The following is a 13,997-nucleotide window of genomic DNA, read 5'->3' as shown; positions in this document are numbered from 1 at the left end:
GCCGCTAAAGGGCGAGGGGGTTGGGCCGATGTTCCTCGGCACCCACACCCCGCGCCTGGACGACAAAGGCCGGTTGATCCTTCCGGCGAAGTTCCGGGATGAGCTGGCGGGGGGTGTCGTGATCACCAAAGGGCAGGAGCGCTGCCTCTACGTCTTCCCGATGCCCGAGTTCCAGCGGATCGCGGAGCAGTTGCGCGCACAGCCGATGACGAGCAAGGCGGCCCGGGCCTACAGCCGGGTCTTCTTCGCCAGCGCCCACGACGAGGTGCCCGACAAGCAGGGCCGGGTGACCATCCCGGCCCACCTGCGGGACTACGCCGCGCTCGACCGGGACCTGGTGGTCATCGGCGCGAGCACCCGGGTGGAGATCTGGGACAGGTCCGCCTGGGAGGCCTACCTCGCCGAGAGCGAAGACGACTTCGCCGACATCGAGGAGGGGGTGCTGCCCGGCGGTCTGTAGGGCGTGACGGCGCCCGACGTACTGCGAGATCTCCAGCCGCTTTCGAGTTCCTGGCACCCCTTCCCCGGTGCCAGGCGCACGATCCAGTGGGAGGGCCGCGGCCTCCGACGGGCGGGAGCGGATGGGGATCTGGCGGTACGACGGCACGGCGTCGTCCGACGACAGGACGCGGACGGAACAAACCGGTAACGAACCAGTGGGGGTCGACATGGGGGAGCTGCGCGGCACGCACGTGCCGGTACTGCTCGAGCGGTGTCTCGAGTTGCTCGCCCCCGCGCTGGGCCGGGGCGGACGGACGGTCCACGTCGACGCGACGCTGGGGCTGGCCGGCCACGCCGAGGCGGTGTTGCAGGCGCACCCGGAGACGGTGCTGATCGGCCTGGACCGGGACACCGAGGCGCTCGCCCACGCGCGCGTCCGGCTGGCCCGCTTCGCCGACCGGGTCCACCTGGAGCACGCCGTCTACGACGAGCTGCCCGAGGTGCTCGACCGGCTGGGCTATCCGGGCATCGACGGGATCCTGTTCGACCTTGGGGTCTCCTCGCTGCAGCTCGACGCGCCCGACCGCGGGTTCGCGTACGCGCAGGACGCGCCGCTGGACATGCGGATGGACCAGACCCGGGGGGTGACCGCCGAGGAGGTGGTCAACGCCTACGCCCACCCGGACCTGGCCCGGGTGCTGCGGGTCTACGGCGAGGAGAAGTTCGCCGGCCGGATCGCCTCGGCGATCATCCGGGAGCGCGAGCGCGCCCGGATCACCTCGTCGGCACGGCTGGCCGAGCTGGTCCGGGAGTCCATTCCGGCACCAGCCCGACGAACCGGGGGACACCCGGCAAAGAGAACGTTTCAGGCTTTAAGGATCGAGGTAAACAGAGAACTGGCAGCGCTGGAGACGGCGCTGCCGGCCGCGCTCGACCGGCTCAACGTGGGCGGCCGCATGGTGGTCCTGTCCTACCACTCGCTGGAGGACCGGCTCACCAAGGCGGCGCTCGCCGACCGGGTCCGCAGCAAGGGCCCGATCGACCTCCCGGTCGAACTCCCCGGGTCCGGTCCGACGTTCCGGCTGCTCAGCCGGGGCGCCGAACTGCCGGGGGAGGCGGAGGTCGCCGCGAACCCGCGCGCCGCGTCGGTGCGGTTGCGGGCCGCGGAGCGCATCGACCCGGACGCCGAGCAGCAGGCGCGGACCGACCGCGAACGGTCCCGCCGCCGGGTCAAGGCGATGCACCAACCGGGGACGGGGTCGACCACGGAGGCAACCGTGGTGGACCCCGGGGGACGGGACAGGGACGGACGTAGAGGGGGAGGGACATGAACATAGACAAGCGCGACCGCCGGGACGTCACCGGCGGCGGGCAGCGCGCACCGCGGTCGGGGGGCCGGACCGCGGCGGAGCGGGCCACGCGCGTCGGGACCGGTGCTCCGACTGCGGAGCGGGTGAGCCGACTGGCGGAGACTCGCGCCCGGGGGGCGCGCGAGTTCCCGACCCAGGGCAGCGCCGCGCTCCGGCCGGCGGAGCGGGCCAGCACCGCCACCGCGGCGCGTCCGCCGCGGCTGCGGGTGGCGCCCCCGCCGCCGGTGCGGGTGCCGCGGGCGCCGTTCGCGGCGCTGATCGTGGTGCTGGTGGTCGGTGGGGTGCTCGGCATCCTGCTGGTCAACACCAAGATCAACGAGAACGCCTTCCGGCTGGAGCGGTTGCAGCAGCAGCAGGCCCAGCTCGACCTGGAGCAGCAGCAGCTGAAGAAGCAGATCGCCGACGCAAAGGCGCCGGGCAACCTGGAGGCCGAGGCCCGGCGGCTCGGTCTGGTCGAGGCGGGCGAGCCGGCGTACATCCGGCTGCCGGACGGCCGGATGATCGGCGTGCCGCAGCCGGCCGACGGCGAGCCGTCGGTCACCAGCCAGCAGGGCACCGGGGGCTAGGACGGTGCCCCCGAGATCGGACGAACCGCGCCGGGACGCCACGGGCTCCCGGCGCGGCTCGTCCCGTACCGCCGGTGGCCGGGGCACCGAGCGCTCGGCCGAGCCGGGTGTCGGCGGCATCTCCGACGCCCGGGCGTACACCCCACGAGGGCGCACCATCCGGGAGGGCGCGGCCCGGGCCGACCGCGAGGAGCGGGTCGCCCGGCCCGAGCAGCGGCGCACGCCGCGCAGCACCCGGTCCGGCGACCCGTTCCGGCCCGCCCTGCAGGTGCTCGACGGCGGCCGTACCGGGGCCACCCGGGCGGGTCGCCGCGACGCGGCCAGCGGCCGGTCCGGCGTGGTCCGCACGGTCAGTCCGCGCACGCCCGTCGACGACGAGCCATCCGCGGCCCCGCGCCGCCGCCCCGCGCCGCGCACCCCGCGCCGGCCGGACCGTACCCCCGGCCGGCGGCCGGTCCGCAAGCCGCGCCGGCCGCCGAAGCTGGCCGACCCGGGCCGCCGGCTGCGGCTGGGCACCGTGCTGACCCTGGCGCTCTTCGCCACCATCGGCATCCGGCTGGTCTACCTGCAGGCCGTGGAGACCCCGGCGTACGCGGGCGGCGGGGTCGCCGACCGGACCCGTACGGTCACCCTGCCCGCGCCGCGCGGCGCGATCTACGACCGGGACGGTGCCGAACTGGCGCACAGCGTCGAGGCCCGGTACGTCTACGCCGACCCGACCCAGATCGAGGACCCGCAGGCCACCGCGAAGGCGCTCTCGCCGCTGCTCGGCATCCCCGCCTCGGAACTGGCCGGGCGGATGGCCCCGCGCAAGCGCCCGGACGGGGTCTGGTCGCAGTTCGAGTACCTGGCCCGCGGGGTGGAGATCGAACGGGCCCGGCAGATCATGGAGCTGAAGCTGCCCGGCATCAACACCCACCGCGACGAGCGGCGCGAGGTGCCCGGCGGCGACCTGGCCGCCAACCTGATCGGCTTCACCAGCCAGGACATGCTAGGGCTGGAAGGGCTGGAGGCCCGCTACGACGACCTGCTGCACGGCGAGGACGGCAAGCGGGTCTACGAGGTCGGGCGGGACGACCTGGCCGCCCCGATCCCCGGCGGCTACAGCCGCACCACCCCGCCCAAGCCGGGCAGCTCGCTGCAGCTCACCATCGACCGCGACCTGCAGTTCAAGGTGCAGCGGATACTCAGCGAGGCGATGGCGCAGAGCAAGGGGAGCACCGGCGCTGCCGTGGTGATCGAGGTCGCCACCGGCGAGGTGCTCGCCCAGGCCAGCCACCCGACCTACAACGCGGCCAAGCCGGTGCCGAGCGATCCGGCCGACCGGGAGGACGCGGCCACCAGCTTCGTGGTGGACCCGGGCTCGGTGCACAAGGCGATCACCTTCGGCGCGGCGCTGCAGGAGGGGGTGATCGCCCCGGACACCACGCTGCCGATCCCGAACAGCATCCGCAAGGGCGACACCTGGTTCTCCGACACCCACCCGGCCAACGGCCGGCGGATGAGCCTGGCCGGGATGATGGCGTACTCGTCCAACGTCGGCACCATCGAGATCGCCGACAAGCTCGGCCGGGACCGGCTCATCGACTACCAGCGCCGGTTCGGGCTCGGCCAGGCCACCGGGGTGGGCATGCCCGGCGAGGCCACCGGCCGGCTGCTGCCCGCCGACGAGTGGAGCCTGTCGTCGTACGGGTCGGTGCCGATCGGGCACAGCGTGGACGCCACCCCGCTGCAGATGGCCGCCGCGTACGCGACGATCGCCAACGACGGCACCTACGTCCAGCCGCACCTGGTCAAGGGGGTGATCGGGCCGGACGGCAAGCGCACGCCGGGCAAGGCGCCGGTCACCCGGTCGGTGCTCAGCCCGGAGAACGCGGCCGCGCTGCGCACCGTCCTGGAGGCGGTGACCACGGTCGAGGGCGCCACCGGCACGGCGGCGGCGATCCCCGGCTACCGGGTCGCCGGCAAGACCGGCACCGGCTGGCGGCTGGTCGACGGGCAGAAGCAGCCCGGCGAGGTGGCCTCGTTCATCGGGATGGCCCCGGCCGAGCAGCCCCGGTACGTGATCGCGGTCTTCGCGCACACCCCGGGCGGCGGGGGCGGGGACATCGCCGCCCCGGCGTTCCGCGAGATGATGCAGTTCACCCTGCACCAGAACCGGGTGCCCCCGTCGGCCCCCGGCAAGGCGCCCAAGTTCGTGGTCTATCCGCGCTGACCAGGCATGGCGGGACATCATCGGTGAGTGCGGACGAACCACCGGGGCGGCTGTGCGGCCGGAACCGGACGACCGGGTAGGGTCTGACGCCGTGCCCGGCAATCCTCGTCCCCGTACCGTGCCCGGCGTCCGGCTCGGCGACCTCGCCGCCCGGCTCGCCGTCCAGGCCCCGGCGGGCGCCGCCGACCCGGTGGTGACCGGTGTGACCCACGCCAGCCAGGAGGTCCGCCCCGGCGACCTGTACGCGGCGCTGCCCGGCGCCCGCCGGCACGGCGCGGAGTTCACCGCCGGCGCCGCGGCCGCCGGCGCGGTGGCCGTGCTGACCGATCCGGCGGGCGCGCCGGCGGCGGCCGAGGCCGGCCTGCCGGCGCTGGTGGTGCCCGACCCGCGCGCCGTGCTCGGCGCCCTGGCCTCCGCCGTCTACGGCGACCCCACCGCGGCGCTGACCGTGATCGGGGTGACCGGCACCGCCGGCAAGACCTCCACCGCCTACCTGGTCGAGTCCGGGCTGCGCGCGGCCGGCCACACCACCGGGCTGATCGGCACCGTGGAGACCCGCCTCGGCGACCTGCGGATCGACAGCGTGCGCACCACGCCGGAGGCCACCGACCTGCACGCCATGCTCGGCGCGGCGCGCGAGCGCGGGGTCACCGCCGTGGTCATGGAGGTGTCCAGCCACGCGCTCGCCATGGGCCGGGTCGGTGGGGTCCGGTTCACCGTCGGTGGCTACACCAACTTCGGCTCCGACCACCTGGACTTCCACGCCGACACGGCGGACTACTTCGCCGCCAAGGCGCAGCTCTTCGACGGCCGGTGCGCGGTGGAGGTGCTCAACCACGACGACCCGGCGCTGCGGCCGCTGTTCAAGCCGGCCACGGTGAGCTACTCGGCGGCCGGCGACCCCGCCGCGACCTGGTGGGCCGACGGCGTCGGCGGTGAGGGGTACGCGCAGCACTTCACCGCGCACGGACCGGACGGTCTGGTGCTGCCCACCGGCGTGGCGCTGCCCGGCCGGCACAACGTCGCCAACGCGCTGCTGGCCATCGCCGCGCTGGTCGCCGCCGGGGTGGACCCGGCCACCGCCGCCGCCGGGGTGGCCGCCTGCGGCGGGGTGCCCGGGCGGCTGGAGCTGGTGGCCGACGGCCCGGTGCGCGGCGTGGTCGACTACGCGCACAAGGCGGACGCGATCGTGGCCGCGCTGGCCGCCCTGCGGGAGCTCAGCGCCGGCCGGTTGATCTGCGTGATCGGCGCCGGCGGTGACCGGGACCGGGGCAAGCGGCCGGTGATGGGCGCCGCCGCGGCGGAGGGAGCCGACGTGGTGCTGGTGACCGACGACAACCCGCGTACCGAGGATCCGGCGGCGATCCGCGCCGAGGTGCTCGCCGGTGCCCGGCGGGCCGGCACGGCGGCCCGCATCGAGGAGGTGGCCGACCGCCGGGCGGCCATCGACGAGGCGGTCCGGCTGGCCGAGCCCGGCGACGTGGTCGCGCTGCTCGGCAAGGGCCACGAACGCGGGCAGGAGGTCGGCGGCGAGGTGCTCCCGTTCGACGACCGCACCGAGCTGGCCGACGCGCTGCGTGCCCGGTTCGGGGACCTGGCGGGTCACCGGTGATCGCGCTGAGCCTGGCCGAGGTCGCCTCGGCGGTGGACGGCCGGCTGGTGGCCGCCGACCCGGCCGTGCGGGTCACCGGCCCGGTCGAGTTCGACTCGCGCAAGGTGTCCCCGGGTGCGCTCTTCGTCGCCTTCCCCGGCGAGAAGGTGGACGGGCACGACTACGCCGCGGCGGCGCTCGGGGCCGGGGCGGTCGCGGTGCTCGGCACCCGGGAGGTGCCGGGGGTGCCGATGGTGCTGGTCGGCGACGCGCTCACCGCGATGGGCCGGCTGGCCCGCGCGGTGGTGGACCGGCTGCCCGGGCTGACCGTGATCGGGCTCACCGGCTCGTCCGGCAAGACCACCACCAAGGACCTGATCGCCCAGCTCGCCGCGCGGCTCGGGCCGACGGTCGCGCCGCCCGGCTCGTTCAACAACGAGCTGGGGCACCCGTACACGGCGTTGCAGGCCGGACCGGACACCCGCTACCTGGTGATGGAGAAGGGCGCCCGCGGGGTGGGGCACGTGCGCTACCTGTGCGACGTGGTGCCGCCGCGGATCTCCGTGGTGCTCAACGTCGGGGTGGCGCACATCGGCGAGTTCGGCTCCCGGGAGACCATCGCGCTGGCCAAGGGCGAACTGGTCGAGGCGCTGCCGGCGGACGGGCTGGCGGTGCTCAACGCCGACGACCCGTTGGTGGACGCGATGTCGGCGCGCACCGTCGCCCGGGTGGTCCGCTACGGCGAGGCGGCGGACGCGGACGTGCGCGCCGTCGACGTGACGCTGGACGAGCGCGGCCGGCCGGCGTACACCCTGGTGACCCCGGAGGGGGACGCCCCGGTGCGGCTCGGGCTCACCGGGCGGCACCAGGTCTCGAACACCCTCGCCGCGGCCGCGGTGGCCCGGGAGCTGGGCATGCCGCTGACCGAGCTGGCGATCGCCCTGGGCGAGCTGGGGCTGGTCTCCACCCGGCGGATGGACGTCTTCGAGCGTCCCGACGGGGTGACCGTGATCGACGACTCGTACAACGCCAATCCGGCCTCGATGGCGGTCGCGCTGCGTGCGCTGGCCGGCATCGGACGGGACCGGCGTACCCTCGCGGTGCTCGGCTACATGGCCGAGCTGGGCCCGTTCGAGCACGACGGGCACGCCGAGGTGGGCCGGCTCGCGGCCGAACTGGGCGTGGACCGGCTGCTCGTGGTGGGCGAGCCGGCGGCGCCGATCCACGAGGGCGCGACATCGGTAGGTGACTGGGGAGGAGAGTCGGTGCTGCTCACCGATCAGGCGGCGGCCGTCGAGGTGCTGCGGAGCGAGCTACGACCGGGCGACGTCGTCCTGGTGAAGGGCTCCCGGTACCGCACCTGGGAGGTGGCCGACGCGCTGCGCGCGGAGGCCGCGGAGGCGACCGGGGAGACCGCCGCATGAGGGCGGTGATCGTCGCCGTCGGGGTCGCCTTCCTGATCTCGCTCTTCTGCACCCCGATCGCGATCAAGGTCTTCACCCGGCTCAAGGCCGGCCAGCCGATCCGGGCCGAGGGCCCGGCGATGCACCAGGGCAAGAAGGGCACGCCGACGATGGGCGGCGTGGTGTTCATCCTCGCCACGGTCATCGCGTACGTCGCCGGCCACCTCGCCCTGACCACCCTGCCGGACCAGCAGATCGCCCAGGTCGAGCCGACCATCACCGCCCTGGTGCTGCTGGGGCTGATGGTCTTCTCCGGCGCGGTCGGGTTCATCGACGACTTCCTCAAGGTGCGCAAGCGGCACAGCGGCGGGTTGAACAAGCGCGGCAAGCTGCTCGGCCAGATCCTGGTCGGCGCGGTCTTCGGGGTGGTCGCGCTCTACTTCCCGAGCACCATGACCGACGCCTCGGGCGCGGTGACCAACACCGAGACCGTCGGCAGCACCACGCTGAGCTTCATCCGGGACATCCCGGCGCTGGACGTCACCAAGATCGGCGCGGTGGTCATCTTCATCTTCGTGGTGATGGCCGCGACCAACGGGGTGAACCTCACCGACGGCCTCGACGGGCTGGCCACCGGCGCCTCGGTGATGGTCCTCGCGGCGTACGCGCTGATCGCGTTCTGGCAGTACCGGCACTGGTGCGCCGACCCGAACTACACCCAGGACTACTGCTACACCGTCCGCGACCCGCTGGAGATCGCGCTGATCGCCGGCGCCGCGGCCGGTGCCTGTGTGGGCTTCCTGTGGTGGAACACCTCGCCGGCGCGGATCTTCATGGGTGACACCGGCGCGCTGGGCCTCGGCGGGCTGATCGCCGGGATGGCGATGTCCACCCGGACGATCCTGCTGCTGCCGATCATCGGCGGCCTCTTCGTGATCATCACGATGTCGGTGGTGATCCAGATCATCTCCTTCCGGACCACCGGCAAGCGGGTGTTCCGGATGTCCCCGCTGCAGCACCACTTCGAACTCGCCGGCTGGAGCGAGGTCAACATCGTGGTGCGGTTCTGGATCATCGCCGGCATCGGCGTGGCCATCGCCCTCGGCCTCTTCTACAGCGAATTCCTCGCCGCCGTCACCTGACCCGGGAAGGGAGCGGGTTCGACACGCCGAGGGGGCGGTTGCGCGGGTGGCCGGCCCCGGAAACCGCGATGATGTCGGGGTGGGGGAGGCGCGAGGAATCGAGGGCACGACCCGGGCGGGGGCACGCACGTCGCCGGGCGGGACGCGTACCGCCGAGGCGGCCGGGACGCCGCGCCGGCCGGACGAACCGGGCGGTGCGGCGGCGCTGCGCGGCCTCGACGCCGCGGGCGGGCTGGCCGCGCTGCGCGGCCTGCTGGACCGCCCGCTGGCCTCCTACTACCTGTTGCTCTCCAGCGCCGGGCTGCTGCTGCTGATCGGCCTGACCATGGTCTTCTCGGCCACCAGCGTGCGCGACTACGCCGAGAACGGCAACGCCTCGGCCTCGCTCACCAAGCAGGCGATCTTCGCGGTGATCGGCATCGGCGCGTTCTGGGCCTGCCAGCGGTTGCCGGCGACGACCTACCGGTCGCTGGGCCGGCCGCTGCTCGTCACCGCCGTCGGGCTGCTGCTGGTGCTCAACCTGCTGCTCGCCTACGCCCGGCTGACCGGCCAGGACTCCGCCCGGATCGGTCCGATCGAGGCCCGGCTGCTCTGGCTGTTCATCGGCGGCATCCAGGTGCAGCCCTCCGAGCTGGCCAAGTTCGCCCTGGTGCTCTGGGGCGCGCACGTGATCGCCCGCAAGGGCGCCGCGCTGGGCTGGTGGCGCGAGCTGGCCACCCCGCTCTTCCCGGTGGTCGGGCTGCTCTTCGTGCTGGTCGGCTACAACGACCTGGGCACCATGCTCTGCCTGCTGGCGCTGGTGGTCGGCCTGCTCTGGGCGGCCGGGGTGCGGTTGCGGGTCTTCGGCGCGCTGTCGGTGTTCGGGCTGATCGGCGTCGGCCTGCTGATCGCGGTCGCCTCGCTCGGCGCCGGCTCCGGTGAGCAGGGCGAGGAGAACTACCGGTTCGCCCGGCTGATGTCCTTCTTCAACCCGCCCGCCCCGGAGGACTGCAAGCTCGAGGGCTGTTACCAGATCTTCCAGGGGCGGCTGGCCATCGAGCACGGCGGCTGGTTCGGCGTCGGGCTCGGCAAGAGCAGCCTCAAGTGGGACTGGCTCCCCGAGGCGCACAACGACTTCATCTTCGCGATCATCGCCGAGGAACTCGGCGTGGTCGGGTGCGCGGTGGTGCTCACCCTTTTCGCCGTGCTGGCGTACACCGGGCTGCGGATCGCCCGCCGGGTCGACGACCCGTTCCGCCGGCTGGCCGCCACCGCGGTGACCACCTGGCTGGTCAGCCAGGCGGTGATCAACGTGGGCGGGGTGGTCGGGTTGCTGCCGATCACCGGCCTGCCGCTGCCGTTCATCTCCGACGGCGGCAGCGCCCTGGTCGTCACGCTCGCCGCGGTCGGGATGCTGGCCTCCTTCGCCCGCGCCGAGCCCGATGCGGCCAGAGCACTGCATGCCCGTCCGCCGGCCCGATGGGTCCGACTAGTGTGGGCCCCGTTGCCACCGCTTCCCGCGCGGCGCCGCCGGACGGCGACGCCGGCGGCCGCCCGAGGGTCCGTGCCCCGGGCGCGGGAGCGGCGGCAGGACGACCAGGCCGAACCGCGCGGTGTCCGGTCCACCCGGGGCCGCGGCCGGTCGGCGGACGAGAGGAGACGGTGATGGGTCCGCTGCGTTCGGTGGTGCTCGCGGGAGGTGGCACCGGGGGTCACATCTACCCGCTGCTCGCCTTCGCCGACTGCCTGCGCCGGCACGACCCCGGCGTCCGGATCACCTGTCTCGGCACACCCAAGGGCCTGGAGAACGAACTGATCCCGCCGCAGGGCTACGACCTGCGCCAGATTCCCGCCTACCAGCTGCCCCGGTCGGTCAACATGAACCTGGTGAAGACGCCGGGCCGGATGTGGACCGCGGCCCGCGCCGCGGGCAAGGTGATCGACGAGGTGCGCGCCGACGTGGTGGTGGGCTTCGGCGGGTACGTCTCGGTGCCGGCCTACCTGGCCGCCTGGCGCCGCGAGCTACCGATCGTGATCCACGAGGTGAACGTCCCGCCGGGCGTGGCCAACCGGCTCGGGATGAAGTTCACCAAGCACGTCGCGGTCGGCTTCCCGCACCAGCCGGCGCAGGCCGAGTCGCTGCGCGAGGCGCGGGTGGTCGGCGTGCCGCTGCGCCAGCGCATCGCCGGGCTGGACCGGGCCGCGGTGCGCGACGCCGCCCGCGCGCACTTCGGGCTCCGCCCCGACCTGCCGGTGCTCTTCGTCGCCGGCGGCTCGCAGGGCGCCCGGTCGATCAACCTCGCGGTCTCCGGCGCAGCCAAGGAACTGGCCCGGCACGGGGTGCAGGTGCTGCACGTGATGGGCGCCCGCAACGAGCCGGTGCCGATCCCCACCGACCTGCCGGTGCCGTACGTCACCCTGCCCTACCTGTCCGAGATGGAGCTCGGCTACGCCGCGGCCGACCTGATGCTGGGCCGGGGCGGGGCGATGACCTGCGCCGAGGTGGCCGCGATCGGCCTGCCCGCCATCTACGTGCCCTACCCGCACAGCAACCAGGAGCAGAAGCGCAACGCGCTGCCCGTGGTGGAGGCCGGCGGCGGGCTGCTCGTCGACGACGCCGAGCTGACCCCGGACTGGCTGGAGCGCACGGTGATCCCGTTGATCCGCGATCCGCACCGGCTCGCCGCGATGGGCGCCGCCGCGGCCGGCTACGGGCGGCGGGACGGCGACGAGGCGCTGCTCGACTTCGTCTACGAGGCGGTGTCCCGGTGAGCGCGAGGAGTGAGCTTGCGAGCCCCGCGGTCGCGAACGACCGCGACCCGGTGACCGGGTGCGCCGCGACTGGAAGGCAGCTGTCATGAACACCGCGCAGTTCACCCCGGCCGGCACGCTCACCGCGGAGGACCTGGGCACCATCCACCTGATCGGGGTGGGCGGCGTCGGCATGAGCGGGCTGGCCCGGCTCTTCCTCACCCGCGGCATCCCGGTCTCCGGCAGCGAGCTGCGGGAGTGGCCGTCGCTGGCCGGCCTGCGCGCGCTCGGCGGCACCATCCACATGAGCCACGAGGCGAACAACCTCGACGGCGTGGACACCGTGGTCTACTCGTCGGCCATCCCGCAGGACCACCTGGAACTGGTCGAGGCGCGCCGGCGCGGGCTGCGGGTGCTGCACCGCTCCGAGGCGCTCGCCGCGGCGATGACCGGTCGCCGCACGGTGGCGGTGGCCGGCACCCACGGCAAGACCACCACCACCTCGATGGTCACCATGGTGCTCCAGCAGGCCGGGCAGGATCCGTCCTTCGTGATCGGCGGCGAGATCTCCGAGGTCGGCTCCGGCGCCCACCACGGCACCGGCGAGTACTTCGTGGTCGAGGCGGACGAGAGCGACCGGTCGTTCCTGATCTACCGCCCGTACGTCTCGATCATCACCAACGTCGAGGCCGACCACCTGAACACCTACGGCGACCTGGCCAACCTGGAGGCCACCTTCGCCGAGTTCGCCCGGCTCACCGACCCGGACGGGTTCATCATCACCTGCGCCGACGACCCGGGCGGGCGGCGGCTGGCCGAGACACTGCGCGCCGAGGGGCGCCGGGTGCACACCTACGGCGAGGCGGCCGACGCCGACCTGCGGCTGACCGACATGACCTCGTCGGCCCGCGGCGTGCGCTACCTGGCCGGCATCGATGGGCGGTCGCTGGGCGAGTTCCGGCTGCCGGTGCCGGGCCGGCACATGGGGCTCAACAGCGCCTCGGCGGTGCTGGCCGCGTACCTGCTGGAGCTGCCGCTGGAGGCGGCGGAGGCCGCGCTGGCGGTCTTCCCCGGCGTGCGGCGGCGCTTCGAGCGCAAGGGCCTCGCGGACGACGTGCTGGTCTACGACGAGTACGCCTACCACCCCACCTCGATGACCCTGGCGTTGCAGACGCTGCGCGAGGTGGCCGGGGACGGCCGGCTGATCGTGGTGTTCCAGCCGTACCGGCTCTACCGCACCCGCGACCTGCAGGCGGAGATCGCCGAGGCGCTGGCCATCGCCGACGAGCTGGTGCTGCTGGAGGTCTTCGGCCCCGGCGAGCTGCGCCAGCCGGGGGAGGGGTCGGCGGCGCTGATCGAGGCGGTGCCGCTGCCGGCCGAGCGGAAGGTCTTCGTCGACTCCTGGGAGGCGGCGCCGGCGGAGGTGGCCCGGCGGGCCCGGCCGGGTGACGTGGTGGTGACCATGGGCGCCCCGCCGATCTCGCTGATGGGCGACCAGCTGCTGGACGCGCTGTCGGCCCGGCGTACCGGCCCGGCCGTGGACAGCCCGGCGATCGGTGGCGTCGTCCCGGACGGCACGGCGCCCGCCGGCGGATGAGCCCCGGCCCGGCCCGGGGGCGGACCAGCGGCGCGGACGGCGGTGCGGGCCGGCGCGGCCCGGTCCGCCGCTGGCAGCTGGTCCGGGCCGGCAGCGACGCGGTGCCCGCGTCGACCCGCCGGTTCATGGCCCGGGCCCGGCAACGGCGGATGCGCGCGGCGCTGCCCTGGGCGGTGGCCGCCGGAGTGCTCGCGCTGGCCGGGCTGGTCGCCTGGACCCTGCTCGGCACCGGGCTGTTCGGGGTGCGCGAGGTCCGCGTCGAGGGCGCCGACCTGGTGACCCCGGTGCAGGTCCGGGACGCGGCGGGGGTGCCCGACGACGTCCCGCTGGCCACCGTGGACCTGGCCGGCGTGCAGCGGCGGATCGGCGCGCTGCCGCCGGTGGAGCGGGTGACCGTGTCCCGGGACTGGCCGGACGCGCTGGTGGTCCGGGTGACCGAACGCACCGGCGTGGCGGTGGTGCCGCGGGGCGAGGAGTTCGTGGTGGTCGACGCGGCCGGCGTGGTGTTCCGGACGCTGCCGCGGCGCCCGGCGGAGCTGCCCCTGGTCCGGGTCGCCGATCCCGGGCCGGCGGATCCGGGCACCCGGGCCGCGCTGGACGTGGTCGCCGCGCTCACCCCGCAGCTGCGCGCCGAGCTGGTCGACGTGACCGTGGAGAGTCTGGCCCGGATCAGCCTGCGACTGCGCGACGACCGGACGGTGGTCTGGGGGGACGCCACCCGGGGCACGGACAAGGCCCGGGTGGCCACCGCGCTGCTGGGTCGCAGAGCCGACACCATCGACGTCAGCGCCCCGGACGTGGTGACCTTCCGGTGAGCCGCCGGTCAGCGCGACGGCCGGGCCCGGTCCGCCCGACGTGACCCGTTCCGCTCCGGGGGGCGACACGCCGGGCAGGTCCTTGGCTCATCGCGTGGGGGCGCTTACGTTGCCCCGAAGAGGATCA

At 74.4% G+C, this 13,997-nt stretch carries 10 protein-coding genes and 1 pseudogene; all 11 read left to right on the top strand.

Features of this window, described 5'->3' with window-relative positions; all coding sequences use genetic code 11:
* Nucleotides 1–28: 28 nt before the first annotated feature.
* The 11 genes and pseudogenes from mraZ (at nucleotide 29) to AC1WTP_RS17115 (ending at nucleotide 13,870) form a co-directional block, all read left to right on the top strand.
* The gene (gene mraZ / locus AC1WTP_RS17165) at nucleotides 29–460 is read left to right on the top strand and encodes a division/cell wall cluster transcriptional repressor MraZ (RefSeq protein WP_481650259.1); all 432 of its coding nucleotides are present in this window, start codon (nucleotides 29–31) and stop codon (nucleotides 458–460) included.
* A 208-nt stretch (nucleotides 461–668) separates the two neighbouring features.
* Nucleotides 669–1,773: pseudogene (rsmH, locus tag AC1WTP_RS17160) on the top strand (16S rRNA (cytosine(1402)-N(4))-methyltransferase RsmH); the annotation flags it as partial.
* Nucleotides 1,769–2,377, top strand: a complete 609-nt coding sequence (gene ftsL / locus AC1WTP_RS17155; protein WP_481650258.1) for a cell division protein FtsL — start codon at nucleotides 1,769–1,771, stop codon at nucleotides 2,375–2,377. The pseudogene rsmH and the gene ftsL, both read left to right, overlap by 5 nt.
* Before the next feature lie 4 nt (nucleotides 2,378–2,381).
* The gene (locus AC1WTP_RS17150) at nucleotides 2,382–4,592 is read left to right on the top strand and encodes a peptidoglycan D,D-transpeptidase FtsI family protein (RefSeq protein ID WP_481650257.1); all 2,211 of its coding nucleotides are present in this window, start codon (nucleotides 2,382–2,384) and stop codon (nucleotides 4,590–4,592) included.
* A gap of 52 nt (nucleotides 4,593–4,644) precedes the next feature.
* The gene (locus tag AC1WTP_RS17145; protein ID WP_481650256.1) at nucleotides 4,645–6,204 is read left to right on the top strand and encodes a UDP-N-acetylmuramoyl-L-alanyl-D-glutamate--2,6-diaminopimelate ligase; all 1,560 of its coding nucleotides are present in this window, start codon (nucleotides 4,645–4,647) and stop codon (nucleotides 6,202–6,204) included.
* A complete protein-coding gene (locus AC1WTP_RS17140; RefSeq protein WP_481650255.1) occupies nucleotides 6,201–7,607 on the top strand; it encodes a UDP-N-acetylmuramoyl-tripeptide--D-alanyl-D-alanine ligase in 1,407 nt (468 codons plus the stop codon). Before AC1WTP_RS17145 ends, AC1WTP_RS17140 begins: the two co-directional genes overlap by 4 nt.
* Nucleotides 7,604–8,728 (top strand): phospho-N-acetylmuramoyl-pentapeptide-transferase, encoded by a 1,125-nt coding sequence (mraY, locus tag AC1WTP_RS17135; protein ID WP_481650254.1) that lies wholly within the window; start codon nucleotides 7,604–7,606, stop codon nucleotides 8,726–8,728. The genes AC1WTP_RS17140 and mraY overlap by 4 nt, the downstream gene beginning before the upstream one ends.
* A 232-nt stretch (nucleotides 8,729–8,960) precedes the next feature.
* Nucleotides 8,961–10,373: an FtsW/RodA/SpoVE family cell cycle protein gene (locus AC1WTP_RS17130; protein WP_481650324.1), complete on the top strand. Its 1,413-nt coding sequence runs from the start codon at nucleotides 8,961–8,963 to the stop codon at nucleotides 10,371–10,373.
* Nucleotides 10,373–11,479 (top strand): undecaprenyldiphospho-muramoylpentapeptide beta-N-acetylglucosaminyltransferase, encoded by a 1,107-nt coding sequence (murG, locus tag AC1WTP_RS17125; RefSeq protein WP_481650253.1) that lies wholly within the window; start codon nucleotides 10,373–10,375, stop codon nucleotides 11,477–11,479. The genes AC1WTP_RS17130 and murG overlap by 1 nt, the downstream gene beginning before the upstream one ends.
* A gap of 85 nt (nucleotides 11,480–11,564) precedes the next feature.
* Nucleotides 11,565–13,055, top strand: coding sequence for a UDP-N-acetylmuramate--L-alanine ligase (murC, locus tag AC1WTP_RS17120; protein ID WP_481650252.1), 1,491 nt, complete (start codon nucleotides 11,565–11,567; stop codon nucleotides 13,053–13,055).
* A complete protein-coding gene (locus AC1WTP_RS17115) occupies nucleotides 13,052–13,870 on the top strand; it encodes a cell division protein FtsQ/DivIB (protein ID WP_481650251.1) in 819 nt (272 codons plus the stop codon). Before murC ends, AC1WTP_RS17115 begins: the two co-directional genes overlap by 4 nt.
* The last annotated feature ends 127 nt before the right edge of the window (nucleotides 13,871–13,997 follow it).

This window comes from Micromonospora sp. R311 (genome assembly GCF_056780015.1).
This window is presented reverse-complemented; position numbering and strand designations above follow the sequence as displayed.

What these genes read in the sequence shown, in the direction of transcription:
- mraZ (WP_481650259.1), top strand. Translation starts at nt 29, where the DNA reads ATGTTCCTCGGCACCCACACCCCGCGCCTGGACGACAAAGGCCGGTTG.
- ftsL (WP_481650258.1), top strand. Translation starts at nt 1,769, where the DNA reads ATGAACATAGACAAGCGCGACCGCCGGGACGTCACCGGCGGCGGGCAG.
- mraY (WP_481650254.1), top strand. Translation starts at nt 7,604, where the DNA reads ATGAGGGCGGTGATCGTCGCCGTCGGGGTCGCCTTCCTGATCTCGCTC.
- murG (WP_481650253.1), top strand. Translation starts at nt 10,373, where the DNA reads ATGGGTCCGCTGCGTTCGGTGGTGCTCGCGGGAGGTGGCACCGGGGGT.
- murC (WP_481650252.1), top strand. Translation starts at nt 11,565, where the DNA reads ATGAACACCGCGCAGTTCACCCCGGCCGGCACGCTCACCGCGGAGGAC.
- AC1WTP_RS17115 (WP_481650251.1), top strand. Translation starts at nt 13,052, where the DNA reads ATGAGCCCCGGCCCGGCCCGGGGGCGGACCAGCGGCGCGGACGGCGGT.